The organism is Pedobacter sp. NJ-S-72 (assembly GCF_053890575.1).
Genome location: NZ_CM132681.1, coordinates 1291535 through 1305477, shown reverse-complemented (window position 1 = coordinate 1305477; position 13943 = coordinate 1291535). Strand labels below are relative to the sequence as shown.

Here is a 13943-nt window from a genome sequence, read left to right as displayed (position 1 = left end):
TCATTTAATGGTTTAAAGAAAACTATCTGCTTCTCTATAAGCCTGAATCATCCTTAACTCTCCCTCTTTCCCTTTGATAGAATTACCATGTTCCATCCCCATTACTCCTTTGTAGCCCTTTTGATGGAGATGTTTAAATAGGTTTTTGTAATTAATTTCACCAGTACCCGGTTCATTTCTTCCTGGATTATCACCAATCTGGAAATAAGCAATCTCTTCCCAGCAACGATCCATATTGACCATTAAGTTACCTTCTGTCCGTTGCATATGATAGATGTCAAAAAGGATTTTACAGGATGGACTGTTTACTGCTTTACAAACACTATAAGTTTCATGTGTCTGTTGTAGAAATAGTTCGGGTGTGTCACTTAAAGTTTCCAATACCATGATCAGACCATGTGGTTCAAAAATCTCTGCTCCTGCACGCATTGCATCTACTACATTGGCCATTTGAATTCCATAAGGTAATTTACGTTCATAAAACCCGGGGACCACTGTCAGCCATTTTGCATTGCAGCGTTTTGCTGCTTCTACAGAGCGATGACAAGTTTCTACAAACTTGGCCTTGAATTCTTTTTTACCTGTTGTCAGGGAGGTTTTCCAATTTTCGCCACCGTCCACTACAAATACACCCATTCTCATACCAAGTTTGGCCAGTAAATCTCCGATCTTAGTCTGTTCGGCTACAGGACGGCCCAAAAATCCGTTATCTTCTATGGATCTGAATCCCTGATCATACATAAACTGGATCTGATCCAGGAAGTTTTTGCCAGCCTGACCAGCAAACATACCCTCATGGGGTGCATAATCCATGTTAAATGTTTGTCCCGCTACTATTTCAGGATGATTCTGGGAAGGATTAGCAGTTGCATTCATTACAGAACCGGTTAACACTGCACTGGTTGCAATTGCACTATTTCTTAAAAACTCTATTCTATTCATATAAAAAATCGATGGTTAGGAATGTTTTATGATGATTAATGGTTTCTTTGTTAATTTACGATCATTTTTCTAAATCCAGCAGTAAGCGTGTCTGTAACAGACCCGTCTTTGCGATGATAGATAATATAGGCTTCCATGTTCTTTCTTGCGGAGACAAAAGCCAAAGCCTCTTCTATGTCCATAGCCATGACTGCGTTGTCGTAGCCATCGGCAGTTATAGCATTGTTTGCATAAATAGTTACACTGATCAATTGATTGTCGAGTGGATAACCGGTTTTAGCGTTAATCAAGTGAGATATCTTTTTGCCACCTGCCTGCAAGTATTTCCGATAGTTTCCAGAAGTTGTTACTGCACCTTCATTAAAACTAATGACATGCCTGATCCGGGGTTCTGAGGTTTCATCTGATGCAGGACCTTCAATGCCAATCCGCATCGCGGAACCATCAGGTTTTGGCCCTTTCATTCTGATCTCCCCGCCTATTTCCACGACAAAAGAAGTAATCCCTTTACGTAAAAGGTAATCAGCAACGACATCTACGCTGTAGCCCTGGGCAATTCCATTTAAGTCAATATGTATACCCGGTCTTTTTTTGATCAGTTCAGTCCCTTTGATTTCCAGGAAATTCATTCCTACATTTTCCAGCAGCTCTTTAATCTTTGCACTGTCCGGAAACAAAGTGATTGGTTTTGGGCCGAAACCCCAAGCCTGAACCAGCGGAGCTACAGTGATATCAAATTTACCCTGAGTGTCTTTGTAGATCTCAAATGACTTATTTATCACATGTTGAAATCAGTATCTATAATTAAACCTTTACTAGAGGTATTAAACTTATTGATCAATGAATAAGACTTATACAAAGACATAGATGAATCTATTTTTATTAAAATGCTATCTACTTCGTGTCCGCTAACCAAAGGTGATTCCGCAAAATATTTGATGGAATAATCAGTCCCCTGTGCGTAACCATGCAGCGTATACTGCTGCTGATCCTTTCCTTTAAAAAGAAAAGAGATCAGCAGTAATATAGATAAAACGATAGCTTTATGAATGAAAACCACGGCGAGGAATTAAATTACTTTAGTTTTTCCGGGTGTAGGAATTGGATATAATCCGTTCGCATCGGGCATTAGTTTGGGATTGGCTGTCCAGCTCAATTGATCAGGAAACAGACTGTTATCTGCTTTTAAAGCATCATCCCATTTAATAGTTTGACCTGAATAAGTAGCGTATCTGCCTATAATTGCTGTAAAACAGCTTTTCGCACCGCGTTCTGCATCACTGAATTTAAATTCTCCTTTAGAAATTGCTGCAAATAACTCGTCATGCTCTGTTTGGTATGGGTTTTTATTTCCCTTAGTTGGATGACTAAATAGCTCTTTGCCTTTATGATCCCAAAGGACACCGTGGTTACCAGCAGATAAATAAGTACGTCCTCTAGTTCCCTGGAAGGATTCGTCTACCCGGTTTTCTGTTCCTTCAAAGTGACGGCACTGACTATAAATCACCGCTCCATCTGCATAGGTCAATTCTACAGCATGATTATCATAGATTTCTCCATAATCTTTTCCTGTTCTCCATGCACGGCTGCCTGTTCCTTGTACAGAAACCGGATAAGCACCTTTAACCCAATTGGCAATATCAATATTGTGAACATGTTGTTCTACAATATGATCTCCGCATAACCAGTTGAAATAGTACCAGTTACGCATTTGGTACTCCATTTCAGTTTGCGCAGGCTGACGTTTTTTAACCCATACACCTCCGCTATTCCAATAGACCTGCCGCTGAAGATTTCTCCTATTGCGCCATCCTGTATACGTTTCATGGTTTCCCTGTAATTGGTTTGATACCTGCGCTGTAAACCAACAACTACATTGAGTTTTTTCTGTTTTGCAATTTCTGCAGCCGCCAGTACTCTACGGATCCCCGGAGCGTCAACAGCTACAGGTTTCTCCATAAACACATGCTTTCCTTGTTTAACCGCCTCTTCGAAGTGGGTTGGCCTGAATCCTGGAGGAGTCACCAATAAGACAACATCGGCTAGTGCAATTGCTTTTTGATAAGCATCAAAGCCTATAAAACGACGTTCTTCAGGTACATCAACTTTGTCTTTAAATTTATCGGAGAGGACTTTATAACTATTGTCCATTCTATCCTGAAAGGCATCGGCCATTGCCACTAGTTTGACATTAGCCGTAGTGCTCAGTGCCTGAAAAGCGGCGCCGGTTCCACGATCTCCGCAACCGATTAAGGCGATTTTAATCGTGTCATCGGTAGAAGAGTGTCTGCCTGCAAAAGCGAATTGATTTAACAATACCCCTCCAGCAATCAGTGCAGAGGATTTCAAAAATTCACGGCGCTTGTCACGCAATTCTTCATTGTTCATAATAATTCAGGTTTAGGTTTCTATTTGGTTGTTAATTGTGTTTCTTGTTTAACGATCTGTAATCGTGGATTTGATTGGTTTAATAATCAGCGATAACTGGTTGATCATAATAAGCGATTATCTCAGCCTGAGATGGCGCTTTTACGGGTCTGACTAAGCGCATTCCAATAAATGGGGCTTCAGGGAACCACCAGTTGCTTTTCGGGATTTGTGGATCGAGCTGTTTCCATACCGGATCTGAAGCCAGTCTTGCTGCTGAACGTAAATCCTGCGGTTCATCCTCATAAGAGCCACCGCGGATTACATGTGCATATAATTTAGCAGGAGCCGAAACAGGATTGATTACGGTCTGGCTCTGTTTGCTGGCGTAGAAATCTGGTATATATGATGATCGTATGTCCACTCTCCAACATTTCCATATAAATCAAACAAACCCCATTTATTTGGCTTTTTCTGGCCTACAAGATGCGTCTTGCCTCCGCTATTCTTTTTGAACCAGCCATAATCAGCAAGAGCAGCATGATCATCGCCAAAAGCATATTCACTGGTACTTCCAGCCCGGCAGGCATACTCCCATTCTGCTTCAGTTGGTAAACGATAAAACACTCCTGTTCTGGCATATAACCATTTGCAATACTGGATTGCATTGTAATGTGTCATAGCCAGAGCGGGATGATTTTCCTTTCCCATTCCAAATGTCATATCCAGATAAGGCTTAGTGGGTCTGGTCACTGCATCCACATTTGCGGGTACAGGACCTGTGCTGTGTGAAGTTTCATAATCTTTATACAAAAATGGTTCATACAGATCCCAGGTAAGCTCAAAAGTCCCCATCCAGAAAGCATCCAGTTTCACCTGATGTAAAGGAAGTTCATCAGGTTTTCCTTTCTTGCTCCCATCAGGAATTCTCCTGCCGGAATAGCCTGCATCGTAAATGCCAGCTGAGTACCTTCAATTTGCTGGGTATAGGATTTCTCCTGAGCAAACGAAAAGAACGTAACAGTCAAAAGTGGAATGGTCAGTAATGTTTTAATGTTCATGGTTTAATATCCTGGATTTTGTATCAGATCTTTGTTCTTGAAAACTTCATCTCGCTCAAAAGGTCTGAAATAAACTTTTTCTGCCCATTGACGGTTTTCTTGTGCCGTTTCGGTTGTCGGTGTATAGGTATAATCATAAACCGAAGGGTCGTAATGATAAGGCTGCGACATAGATTGACCCGGTTTAAATTTGCCCGTTACTTTAATGTAAGTAGTTTGTCTGCCTAGGGTTTCTTCCGCAATCATCCAGCGACGTGCATCATGGTAACGCTGTTCTTCATAAACCATCTCAATTCTGCGTTCGTGACGGTAAATATTCCGCATTTCAGCTTGTGAAGCCGCTACAACAGCAGGCATACCTGATCTGAAACGGATTCTGTTCAACCATAATACAGCCTGATCGACCTGCCCCAATTCAATACTCGCCTCAATATAATTCATCACTGCTTCGGTATATCTGAAAAAAGGCCATGGTACGAACTGTGGCATTGAAGCATCAACAATCGTAGGGTCCGGATCAATGAATTTCTGCGTATAATAACCAGTCCAGCTTCCGTTCCAGTTTTCGATAGAACTTCCACGGGTATCTAAGCCTTTAAAGCTGATTACTTTATTGTTTTCGCTCAGATCATATTCACCAGTTTGTATCTGGTTAGCAGGGTCTACACCTCCTGAAACTTTATCACGGGGTTTCCAGCCGGCGCCGTCATATAATACGGTAGCATAAAAACGCGGATCACGATTCTGATATGGGGCAGTTTTCTGCGAAGAATTTGTCCAGCTGAATTTAGTGCCATCAACCATTTCATAATCATCAACTAATAAACCTATAGGTGTATTACCTGCCCAGTTGTGTGATAGCCATTAGGCCCGTTAGCTCTTCCGTAACGATTATCACTGCGATCAATAAAATATCGCGCGAAAATCAATTCTGAACCTGCTGAAGCATCTATTCCAGGAGCTTTACTTTCTCCACCCATGGCTATACTTTTATAGTTGTTCCGGCCATCATTAACAGATACAGGAGCGCTGAAGCTCAGTTTGTAACCTGTTCCTGCATCCATTACAGCTTTAGCTGCATCCTGTGCTAATTTCCAGCGTTGATTACGGTCACCAGATACATAACCAAGATACTCTGGATTTGAATATCCAGAAATAACCCCTTTAGATTTAGATTTTGCCGTAGGCACATCATGTAAATCACTTGCAGCATATAATAATACCCTGGATTTTAATGCGAGAGCAGCTAATGCCGATGTCCTTCCTTTTTGCTGTGCTTTTCCAGTTAGTTCCTTAATTGAATTATCGCAATCTTTGATAATGAAATTTACACATTCTTCATATGTTGCACGTTTTGCAGCATAATCTTCATCTAGTGCATAAACTTTAGTAATCAGGGGTACACTACCATAAAAACGAACCAGCTGATGATAAAAATAAGCTCTTAGAAAATGTGCTTCACCTAATAACTGATCTTTAACATTCTGATCTGTAATTGAATTATCAGTTCCTGTTAACCGCTCTATAGTAATATTACAAGACCGTATACGGTTATACATTTTGCTATACGCCCAGGTATCATCTACCCAGCCCAGGGTAGTTGGGTTAATAATACCAGAGTTAATTAGGTCGATACCCCTGTTTGGATGCGTAAATAAGGATTCATCTGAAACTGAGGATAACATTTGCTCTGAAAACCCTCCAGTTCCTAAGCCATTGTAGATTTCAGTTACAAAAGCCTGCGCTAAAGCAGGGTCTTTCCACACTAGTTCTGAAGGGATCTGATTTGGTGGTGTAACGCTCAGGAAATCTTTTTTGCACCCGCCAGAGAAAGAGGCGGTAACTGCAACGATAAGTAATATATATGTATTTTTTTGAATATAGGTTTCATCCGTTTATTTATTTTAAATTTTTGTTAGATGGAGCCTTTGATGATTAAAATAATTATTGCCCTGCGGGTTTAATAATTATTTTAATCATGTCGGGTTCATATAAAATATTTATAATGTCTATAGATAATGCGCTTAAAAAGTGACTTTAACACCCATATTAATAACCCTTGCCTGTGGGTAATATTGAGCACTTGAATTAGTTGATTCCGGATCCCAGATACCAATTTTATCCAATGTAATCAGGTTTAAACCATTGGTATAAACTCTTAAAGCACCAATCCCAATTTTTTTGCACAATTCACCAGGTAGTGTATAGCCTATTTCTACATTTTTCAGCCTTACGTAATTATTACTACGTAACCAGTAAGTATTTCTACCTGCATTGTTAAAATCTGTATAATAGGTTTTACCACGATTTGAAAGACGTGGGAATTCACTGCTCGGGTTATCAATAGTCCAGCGGTTATTATAAGACCATTCCAAAAAATTCCCTATATCACCCGATTCTGTTAATCCTACAATTTGGACGCCTCCTGAAGCTCCCTGTATCAAAGCAGAAAAGTCGAAATTCTTGTATTGTAAACTCAGGTTAATACCCCCGGTAAAAGTAGGTGTGCTGGTTTTATCAGATCTGATCCTGTCATCGCCATTAATTTTACCATCGCCGTTAACATCTCTGAATTTCATATCACCAGGCAGCAGGTTGTTAGTTAATGCGCTGTAATTAATCGTATTAGCATTTATTTCCGCCTGATCCTTAAATACCCCTGTATACTCGTAAATTAGGTCTGTACCTGTTGGCATACCTGTAGATTGCTGCCATGAAGGTGCACCCGGTGTTTCATCCCAGAAAATGATTTTATTTTTAGAATATCCACCATTTACACTGATCCCATAACCTATTTCACCTGCACGGTCATTATAACTCAGTTTAAACTCAAATCCTTTGTTATTCACCTTTCCCAGGTTAACTGGTGGCAGTTTATCGGTAATACCAGAACTTCCGGGAATAGAACTTCCTCTGCTAATCAGGATCTTAGTTCTTTTATTATAGAAATAATCGAATTCAAAACTCAGTTTGTTATTTAAAAAGGATGCATCTAAACCAATGTTGGCATTATTGGCTACTTCCCATCCAAAATCTAAATTAGGAACACGATTCTCTACTAAAGTCTGGCTATACTGATTGTTAATGATATAGTTTCCAAATCCCATTGTACTTAAGTACTGGTATTCTGCCAATGCATCACCGAAATAAGCTTCAGCCCCCATTTGGCCCCATGAACCTCTGATTTTTAAGTTATTGATAAACTTAACATGGTCTTTGAAAAATGGTTCTTCCGATACACGCCAGCCTGCTGAAACACCAGGAAAAAAGCCAAAACGTCTATCCTGAGGGAAGATGTAAGAACCATCTACTCTCCACAAAAACTCTGCAAGATATTTTTCTTTGTAATTGTAACCAGCCTTCCAAAAATAACTTAAGCGTGCTCTGTTAAATAAATTATTAGGACCATCTGTAGGATTTCCAACCGTTTGTTCTCTGTCACTTCCTGCAACTAATTGCTGTAAAGCTGTTGAAAGAAAATATCGGCGGGTAGCATTGAAGCCATCATTGTTAACTTTTTCTCTGGTAACCCCAGCCATTAGGTTAAAACTGTGATCTCCTATTTTTTTATCATAATTAGCCATCCCCATTAAATTGATCGCTAGCTGGCCTCCGGCAGTTTCAGATAAACTGGCATCAGTGCGTTCGGAGCGTACAGAACCTGTTAATAAGGGGGTGGTCCCGTCAGCCTCAAAGGTTTTTTTATCCCAATAATACAGTGTCCATGGTGTCTGCCACCTTTTTTGTCTTCCAGAGAACTTATCAATTGAAGCTGTACCAGTAATTTTTAATCCCTCAACTCCCGGAACCTTGATGTCAATTTTACCCGTTGACTGAAAATAATCGCGTTGATCTCTGTTATAACCCGTCTGATCTGTAGTAATCACATAAGGATTATAACCGAATTCAATATCGGGTCCCGGCAATCCGTTTGGCCAAACCTCCTGTTCAGTAGGTTTACCACGCATCAGCATTCTGAAAATATCACCAGCTCCAACTGTTGGATAATTACGTGCTTCTTCGCGGCCTGTAATCCCTAAGGTTAGCGTCACATATTTACTCACTGCTGCTTCCAGGTTAATCCTTAAATCATATTGTTTATACCCAGTGGCCGATTTTTTATAATAACCGTCCTGATCCAGATAACCCAGAGAGATGAGATATTTGATGTTCTCTGCCCCTCCTGTGAGTTGTAAATTATGTCTTTGCTGGGGCGACCAGTTTTTTAAAGTTGTTTTAAACCAATCGGTATTTGGATAGCGTAACTGATCAGAACCATCTCTGAATTTCTGCATTTCGTCAGGGCGATAAAATGCAGTTACTGTATTTCCATTATCGGGTCTCTTATAAACACCCGTCTCCTTAAATGCTTGTGAGGCTGCACCCCACTGATCTACAGGCAGATCAGAACTAAATATATTCAGCTCATTTAAAATCTCAGCATATTGTGTGGAGCTGGACATTTTAGGTGTCCGCGTAGGTTGCTGCAGACCGTAACTGAAATCGTAGGAAAGCTGAGGCTTACCAGATTTTCCTTGTTTGGTTGTAATTAAAATGACACCATTCGCTGCGCGTGACCCATATATTGCCGCAGAAGCATCTTTTAGCACAGAAATGCTTTCTACATCATTTGGATTGATCCGTTCCAGGCCACCGGCCCTGTTAGGAACCCCGTCAACCACAATCAATGCATCATTATTACCCAGTGAATTTACCCCGCGAATACGAATTGTAGAGCCATCTGCACCTGGTTCACCACTTGATTGTAATGCTGTTACCCCGGGCAAACGTCCTGCCAGAGCGTTGGAAAGATTAGCTGTTGGCGTTTTTGCCAGCTCAGAACCTTTAACTGATGTTACCGCCCCTGAAACGACAGCTTTCTTTTGTGTACCATAACCTACTACAACAATTTCAGTTAGCGCCTGGCTGTTTTCCTGCAATTTCACATTAATTACAGGCCGGTTACTGACTGTAACTTCCTGACTATTATAGCCCAGATAAGAAAATATTAGTACTCCATTTTCAGGAACTCTGATCGCATATTTTCCGGAAACATCTGTAGTAGTTGCCGTAGCGGTTTCTTTGAGTTTAATACTCACACCCGGTATACCACCGCCTTTTTCGTCTGTAACTGTACCTCTAACCAATATATCTGCTACAGGTGCATTTTTAGGTCTGATTACCACTAAGTCATCGTTCATTGCCTGGAATTTCAGACCAGTACCTTTTAAAAGGACACTTAATGCATCAAAGACCAGTATGTCTTTTTGCTGTATGGTAATTTCTTTATCAAGCGGAAGATCTTCTTCGCTGTACAACAGACGAAAATTACCCTTGCTCTCCAGAATAACTAAAGCATTTCAGTTTTATCTTCCGGATATTTAAATCAATCTTTTTGTTTTGAGAGTAGCTGCTGGCAGACACCTGAAAACAAAAGAGAAAAGACAAAACGAAGATCCAGTTTAACATTACAATTATTTTTTTGGGAAATTGGACGCATAGAACTTTATTGCACAGTCCTTTTTTTTTCATAGATTTGTGAATTTCAAAGTTAAAAATCTGATAAACTGTAGTATTACACTACGGATTGGAAGGTTGAAAAGGGAGGGAATGTTGGCGCATTTACTCCCTTTTTTTAGTAGATGGTCACGTCATGCGCTTTAAGATTAAAGGTGAAGGGTTTGATTAACTGCATTGCCGTTAAGGCTTCTTTAATATTCTCATTTTTAAAGACTCCGGTAAAACGATAAGATTTTGATTTTTGTGAATTAAGATGAACTCTGATATTAAACCAGCGTTCAAGTCTTGGTTTTAGATCCTCGAACGATTCATTGTGGAACACCAGTGTGTTATTTTTCCAGGACACTTCTTCGATATATTCATCATTACCAATCCGGACAGGGACAATATGCTCAATCATTAAGGTGATATCCTGGTTATCCATTTTCATTACCCCTTCTTTATCATCATCTAAAACAAATTTCTCCAGCGGATTTAAGATGATTTTTTGCGCAGACCGCTTATTTACAGAAAGCTCAATAGAGCCGCGTAATAAAGTGGCCACAGATTTTTTGTCCACGGGATAAGCCTTAACATTAAATGCAGTCCCCAGGACTTTGATAGAAATTTTGTCTGTGCGTACAATAAAAGGATGTGACTGATGGTGTGCTACATCAAAAAAAAAAAAGCACCAGTTAAGTGTACAATACGTACGTCTTTTTGATTGATATCATCATTATATGATAATTTACTATCTGCGTTAAGCCATACTACAGTACCATCCGGCAGTTTTACATTTTTACGGACCCCTTTACCTGCAATGATTTGCGTATTAAATACATCAGCACTCTTATTGCCGAAATAAAACAGTCCGGCTAAAAACACGGCACATAAAGCCAGTATAGCACTTGATAGATTTTTATACTTTCTGACAGATGGAACCGGATTTTCTAGTTCTGGAGTTACCAATTCGTCATAAAACTTAAGCTTGTGACATTGATAAATCCGGTCTATATCCGGGCAGCTGTCTATTTCTTCATCACTATTCAGCCAGATTTGTTTGAGTACCTCGTCATAGTAAACAGAATCAGGGAAGCTATTAATTAGCTCACTCAGCTCTTCCAATTCATGTTGGGTAGCCTCACCAGCCATTTTACGAGCTAATAGTTCTATAATTCTGCTTCTTTTCATAAAGACCGCGGCAAGATTTTATATTGGTTAGTGTATATAGGACAATATATATCTGGAAACTCCCTAGTCGGTTATGAAATAAAAAAAGAATTTTTACATCAGGTTAAATTCAACCTTAAGAACAGCTGTCAGCTTTTTCACAGCAGTGACCAGGTGGGCATCAACCGTCTGTGGAAATATTTAGGATATCGGCCGTTTCTTTATAACTCAGTCCGTCTTCTTTGATGAGTTTAAACACTAGTTTACAGCGATTTGGCAATGCATCTGTGGCCTGTTCCAGTTTCTTTTTCAGCTCGTCATTGATTAATATCTGTTCTGGATTGAGGGTGTCCAGTACAATCTGAACTTCAATGTCTTCCAGGAAAATCAGTTCTCTTCTGGAGTGTTTATTTAAAGAATTTAAACAAAGATTACGTGCAATTACTAATGCATAAACTTTAATATTCTGTACTTCTGGTAACTTTTTCCTGTTTTTCCAGAGTGTGATCATTACATCATTTGCAACCTCTTCTGCTAGTTCCCTTGACTTTAGCAGATAATGGCAAAAACGATATAAAGCAGGAAATAAGCTCTTGAAAAGCTTTTCATATGCATTTTCACTATCGTATAAAGCTATATCACAGATCAGGCTGGTCAAGTCTGCAGAGGGTTTAGGCATCGGGATATATGGGTTAATTCAAATTTAACAATTTAACCATACCATCCAAATCTCAATCCTAAAAGCTAAATCAATTATAACAAGGCTGAGTGAACTCCTTGGGTGTTGAGTCCTGAGTTTTTCGTTGATTAATGCATTCAAAATAGTAGAAGAACATGGCCTTGGTATCCTGTTCCAGTGGCTGCGTACCATTAATCCATGATGATAAATTCAGCTTATCAATGCCCGTGGCTTTGTGAATATCTTTCAGTGTAATGCCCATATTTAGCATTTTATCGCTTATCCATTCTGGTTTAACGTCATCTACCACAGCAGGTGTGTAGACAATAGGATGAACAGTTACTGGGATGTCTATGGTAAATCTTTCGAAAAGATCTTTGGTGAGTGCAATAAGTTTTGGGATGTCGGCGCAATTACCTGGAGTGCATTTCCACTGACGGGTTTTAACTTTTAATGCTGCTGATCTGGCAGTAATGATTTCAAAACTAATATTAAGCTGGGATAAATATTGTTTGGCTCCCTCTTCCAGCCTCAGCAGGTCTATATGCCTGACAATTCCTACTAACTTATAAATGTTCTTAATTATCTCCATCTTATAATTCCCAAAGGGATTTTTAGTTCCTCCTCCCACCGTTAACTATATTTATTAATGGCAAACTACTCTAAATTTATCATTTTAGCAAAAAAAGCCACACATGTGTGATTAACAAATGTGTGGCTTGTTTGTTCTTGTGATTTTAAATGATCAGCCCGTTTCTTTAGTTCTCGTATTTTTATCTGGTAAAAGAACGAGAAACAAACTCACAAATAATAACATGATCACGTTAACTATAGTGGCAGCTTGATAAGCAGATAAATAAGCCTGAAGGTTTTCGGCCTTTCCCAGTATATAAAAAAAGATTCCTCCTACAATGCCTATTCCAAATGCAATTGCAGTTTGCTGAAAGGTTGAGAAAGTTCCTGAGGCTACTCCGGCAAATTTTGGCGGTATACTTTTTAATGCCATCGTTAGTAAAGAAGGCAAGACAGAACCACAGCCTGTACCATAGATAAATAATACAGGCAGCAGAATACCACGGCTTACCCCACCTGATTTAAAGAAAACAACATGTAAAACGAGAGAGACAATCATAATCAGTACACCGGCCTGTAAAACCTTTTTTCCATAAATCGGGATTAGTTTGATAGATATAACCGAGGCTAACACATAGCCCAACCCCTGAAAAACAAAGAAGATACCAGTTTCTGATGAGCTGATTCCAAATCCAGTCTGAAACAAGATTGCGTTGATCAGGAAATAAGAGTCCTGTGCCATGAAATAGAACAATACGGCACATAGTCCTATGTTGAAGTCTTTATAGTTAAACAGATTCATATTGATTAGCGGTTCCTTTCCTTTAAAAAGCTTTATCTTTTGATCATATAAAAAGATAAATAAGAGGATAATTGATAACCCCATTAAGATCAAACTCCATAAAGGCCAGCCTGATTCGGCTCCGCGGATTAAAGGGTAGATCAAGCCAACCAATCCAAGGGTTAACAGGATAACACCAGAATAATCAAATCTGCCAGTTTTTTCAATGACTGTATCTTTTAAAAACCTTGCTGCCAGAAAAGCAAATACGATGCCCAATGGAAGATTAATCAAAAAAAGCAGACGCCATCCTTCAATAAAAAAATGTGTATCAGGTAATATACCTCCCAAAAACTGACCAATTACAGATGCTGCACCCGCAATACTACCGTAAATTCCCAATGCTTTAATCCGTTCCTGATGAGAAGGGAAAAGTACCTGGATGTAAGAAATACCCTGTGGGACCATAAATGCTGCGCTGATTCCCTGGAGAAAACGGGCGGTATTGAGTTGAAATGCTGTTTGAGAAATACCACACAATAGTGAGGCTAGTGTAAATAACAACATCGCAATGATAAATACTTTCTTTTTACCATAGTAATCTCCTGCCCTGCCACCGGTAATCAAAAACGCAGCATAACCAAGAAGGTATAAGCAATCACAAGTTGTATATCTCCATCTGTACCATGAATTCCCTTTTTGATAGATGGGATTGCCACATTGACTATGAAAATATCAATGACAGATAAAAATATCGATGAAGAAAGGATAATTAATAATATCCATTTAGAAGTTTGCCTGCTCATAATTTTTTATTTGTTTACACAGTCCTGTTACAGAACAGTTTGAATTTCACAACCCAAAGATGTCT

15 protein-coding genes and 1 pseudogene are annotated in these 13943 nt (G+C 39.4%); all 16 read right to left on the bottom strand.

Annotation, left to right across the window (positions count from 1 at the left end; all coding sequences use genetic code 11):
• Positions 1-12: 12 nt before the first annotated feature.
• The 16 genes and pseudogenes from ACWYN3_RS08640 to ACWYN3_RS08565 all read right to left on the bottom strand — a co-directional run bounded on the left by ACWYN3_RS08640 (position 13) and on the right by ACWYN3_RS08565 (position 13878).
• Complete coding sequence (locus ACWYN3_RS08640; RefSeq protein WP_456220785.1) at positions 13-942, bottom strand: hydroxypyruvate isomerase family protein; 930 nt, start codon at positions 940-942, stop codon at positions 13-15.
• Positions 943-992: 50 nt separating this feature from the next.
• Positions 993-1724, bottom strand: coding sequence for an FAD:protein FMN transferase (locus ACWYN3_RS08635; protein WP_456220784.1), 732 nt, complete (start codon positions 1722-1724; stop codon positions 993-995).
• Complete coding sequence (locus ACWYN3_RS08630) at positions 1721-2002, bottom strand: hypothetical protein (RefSeq protein WP_456220783.1); 282 nt, start codon at positions 2000-2002, stop codon at positions 1721-1723. Before ACWYN3_RS08630 ends, ACWYN3_RS08635 begins: the two co-directional genes overlap by 4 nt.
• Before the next feature lie 9 nt (positions 2003-2011).
• Positions 2012-3330 (bottom strand): annotated as a pseudogene (locus ACWYN3_RS08625) (Gfo/Idh/MocA family protein).
• Between the two features lie 79 nt (positions 3331-3409).
• Complete coding sequence (locus ACWYN3_RS08620) at positions 3410-3733, bottom strand: hypothetical protein (RefSeq protein WP_456220782.1); 324 nt, start codon at positions 3731-3733, stop codon at positions 3410-3412.
• On the bottom strand, positions 3673-4185 hold the full coding sequence (locus ACWYN3_RS08615) for a formylglycine-generating enzyme family protein (RefSeq protein ID WP_456220781.1): 513 nt from the start codon (positions 4183-4185) through the stop codon (positions 3673-3675). The genes ACWYN3_RS08620 and ACWYN3_RS08615 overlap by 61 nt, the downstream gene beginning before the upstream one ends.
• The gene (locus tag ACWYN3_RS08610; RefSeq protein ID WP_456220780.1) at positions 4182-4370 is read right to left on the bottom strand and encodes a hypothetical protein; all 189 of its coding nucleotides are present in this window, start codon (positions 4368-4370) and stop codon (positions 4182-4184) included. Before ACWYN3_RS08610 ends, ACWYN3_RS08615 begins: the two co-directional genes overlap by 4 nt.
• Before the next feature lie 3 nt (positions 4371-4373).
• Positions 4374-5174 carry a RagB/SusD family nutrient uptake outer membrane protein gene (locus ACWYN3_RS08605; RefSeq protein ID WP_456220779.1) on the bottom strand — a complete coding sequence of 267 codons (801 nt, stop codon included), beginning with the start codon at positions 5172-5174 and terminating at the stop codon, positions 4374-4376.
• 23 nt (positions 5175-5197) lie between these two features.
• A complete protein-coding gene (locus ACWYN3_RS08600; RefSeq protein ID WP_456220778.1) occupies positions 5198-6136 on the bottom strand; it encodes a RagB/SusD family nutrient uptake outer membrane protein in 939 nt (312 codons plus the stop codon).
• 258 nt (positions 6137-6394) lie between these two features.
• Positions 6395-9688: a TonB-dependent receptor gene (locus tag ACWYN3_RS08595; protein WP_456220777.1), complete on the bottom strand. Its 3294-nt coding sequence runs from the start codon at positions 9686-9688 to the stop codon at positions 6395-6397.
• A 317-nt stretch (positions 9689-10005) separates the two neighbouring features.
• Complete coding sequence (locus tag ACWYN3_RS08590) at positions 10006-10449, bottom strand: FecR family protein (protein ID WP_456220776.1); 444 nt, start codon at positions 10447-10449, stop codon at positions 10006-10008.
• Positions 10450-10538: 89 nt separating this feature from the next.
• On the bottom strand, positions 10539-11060 hold the full coding sequence (locus ACWYN3_RS08585; protein WP_456220775.1) for a FecR domain-containing protein: 522 nt from the start codon (positions 11058-11060) through the stop codon (positions 10539-10541).
• A gap of 160 nt (positions 11061-11220) precedes the next feature.
• Positions 11221-11718 (bottom strand): RNA polymerase sigma factor, encoded by a 498-nt coding sequence (locus ACWYN3_RS08580; protein WP_456220774.1) that lies wholly within the window; start codon positions 11716-11718, stop codon positions 11221-11223.
• A gap of 70 nt (positions 11719-11788) precedes the next feature.
• The gene (locus ACWYN3_RS08575) at positions 11789-12310 is read right to left on the bottom strand and encodes a hypothetical protein (protein ID WP_456220773.1); all 522 of its coding nucleotides are present in this window, start codon (positions 12308-12310) and stop codon (positions 11789-11791) included.
• Positions 12311-12463: 153 nt separating this feature from the next.
• Entirely contained in the window at positions 12464-13699 is a 1236-nt protein-coding gene (locus tag ACWYN3_RS08570) for an MFS transporter (RefSeq protein WP_456220772.1), read from the bottom strand.
• The gene (locus ACWYN3_RS08565) at positions 13696-13878 is read right to left on the bottom strand and encodes a hypothetical protein (protein ID WP_456220771.1); all 183 of its coding nucleotides are present in this window, start codon (positions 13876-13878) and stop codon (positions 13696-13698) included. Before ACWYN3_RS08565 ends, ACWYN3_RS08570 begins: the two co-directional genes overlap by 4 nt.
• Positions 13879-13943: the final 65 nt, after the last annotated feature.

Bases quoted from the DNA above. Each gene is read 5' to 3' on its own strand.
- ACWYN3_RS08610 (WP_456220780.1), bottom strand. From the start codon at position 4,370: ATGAACATTAAAACATTACTGACCATTCCACTTTTGACTGTTACGTTC.
- ACWYN3_RS08580 (WP_456220774.1), bottom strand. From the start codon at position 11,718: ATGCCTAAACCCTCTGCAGACTTGACCAGCCTGATCTGTGATATAGCT.
- ACWYN3_RS08640 (WP_456220785.1), bottom strand. From the start codon at position 942: ATGAATAGAATAGAGTTTTTAAGAAATAGTGCAATTGCAACCAGTGCA.
- ACWYN3_RS08575 (WP_456220773.1), bottom strand. From the start codon at position 12,310: ATGGAGATAATTAAGAACATTTATAAGTTAGTAGGAATTGTCAGGCAT.
- ACWYN3_RS08565 (WP_456220771.1), bottom strand. From the start codon at position 13,878: ATGAGCAGGCAAACTTCTAAATGGATATTATTAATTATCCTTTCTTCA.
- ACWYN3_RS08585 (WP_456220775.1), bottom strand. From the start codon at position 11,060: ATGAAAAGAAGCAGAATTATAGAACTATTAGCTCGTAAAATGGCTGGT.
- ACWYN3_RS08605 (WP_456220779.1), bottom strand. From the start codon at position 5,174: ATGGTTGATGGCACTAAATTCAGCTGGACAAATTCTTCGCAGAAAACT.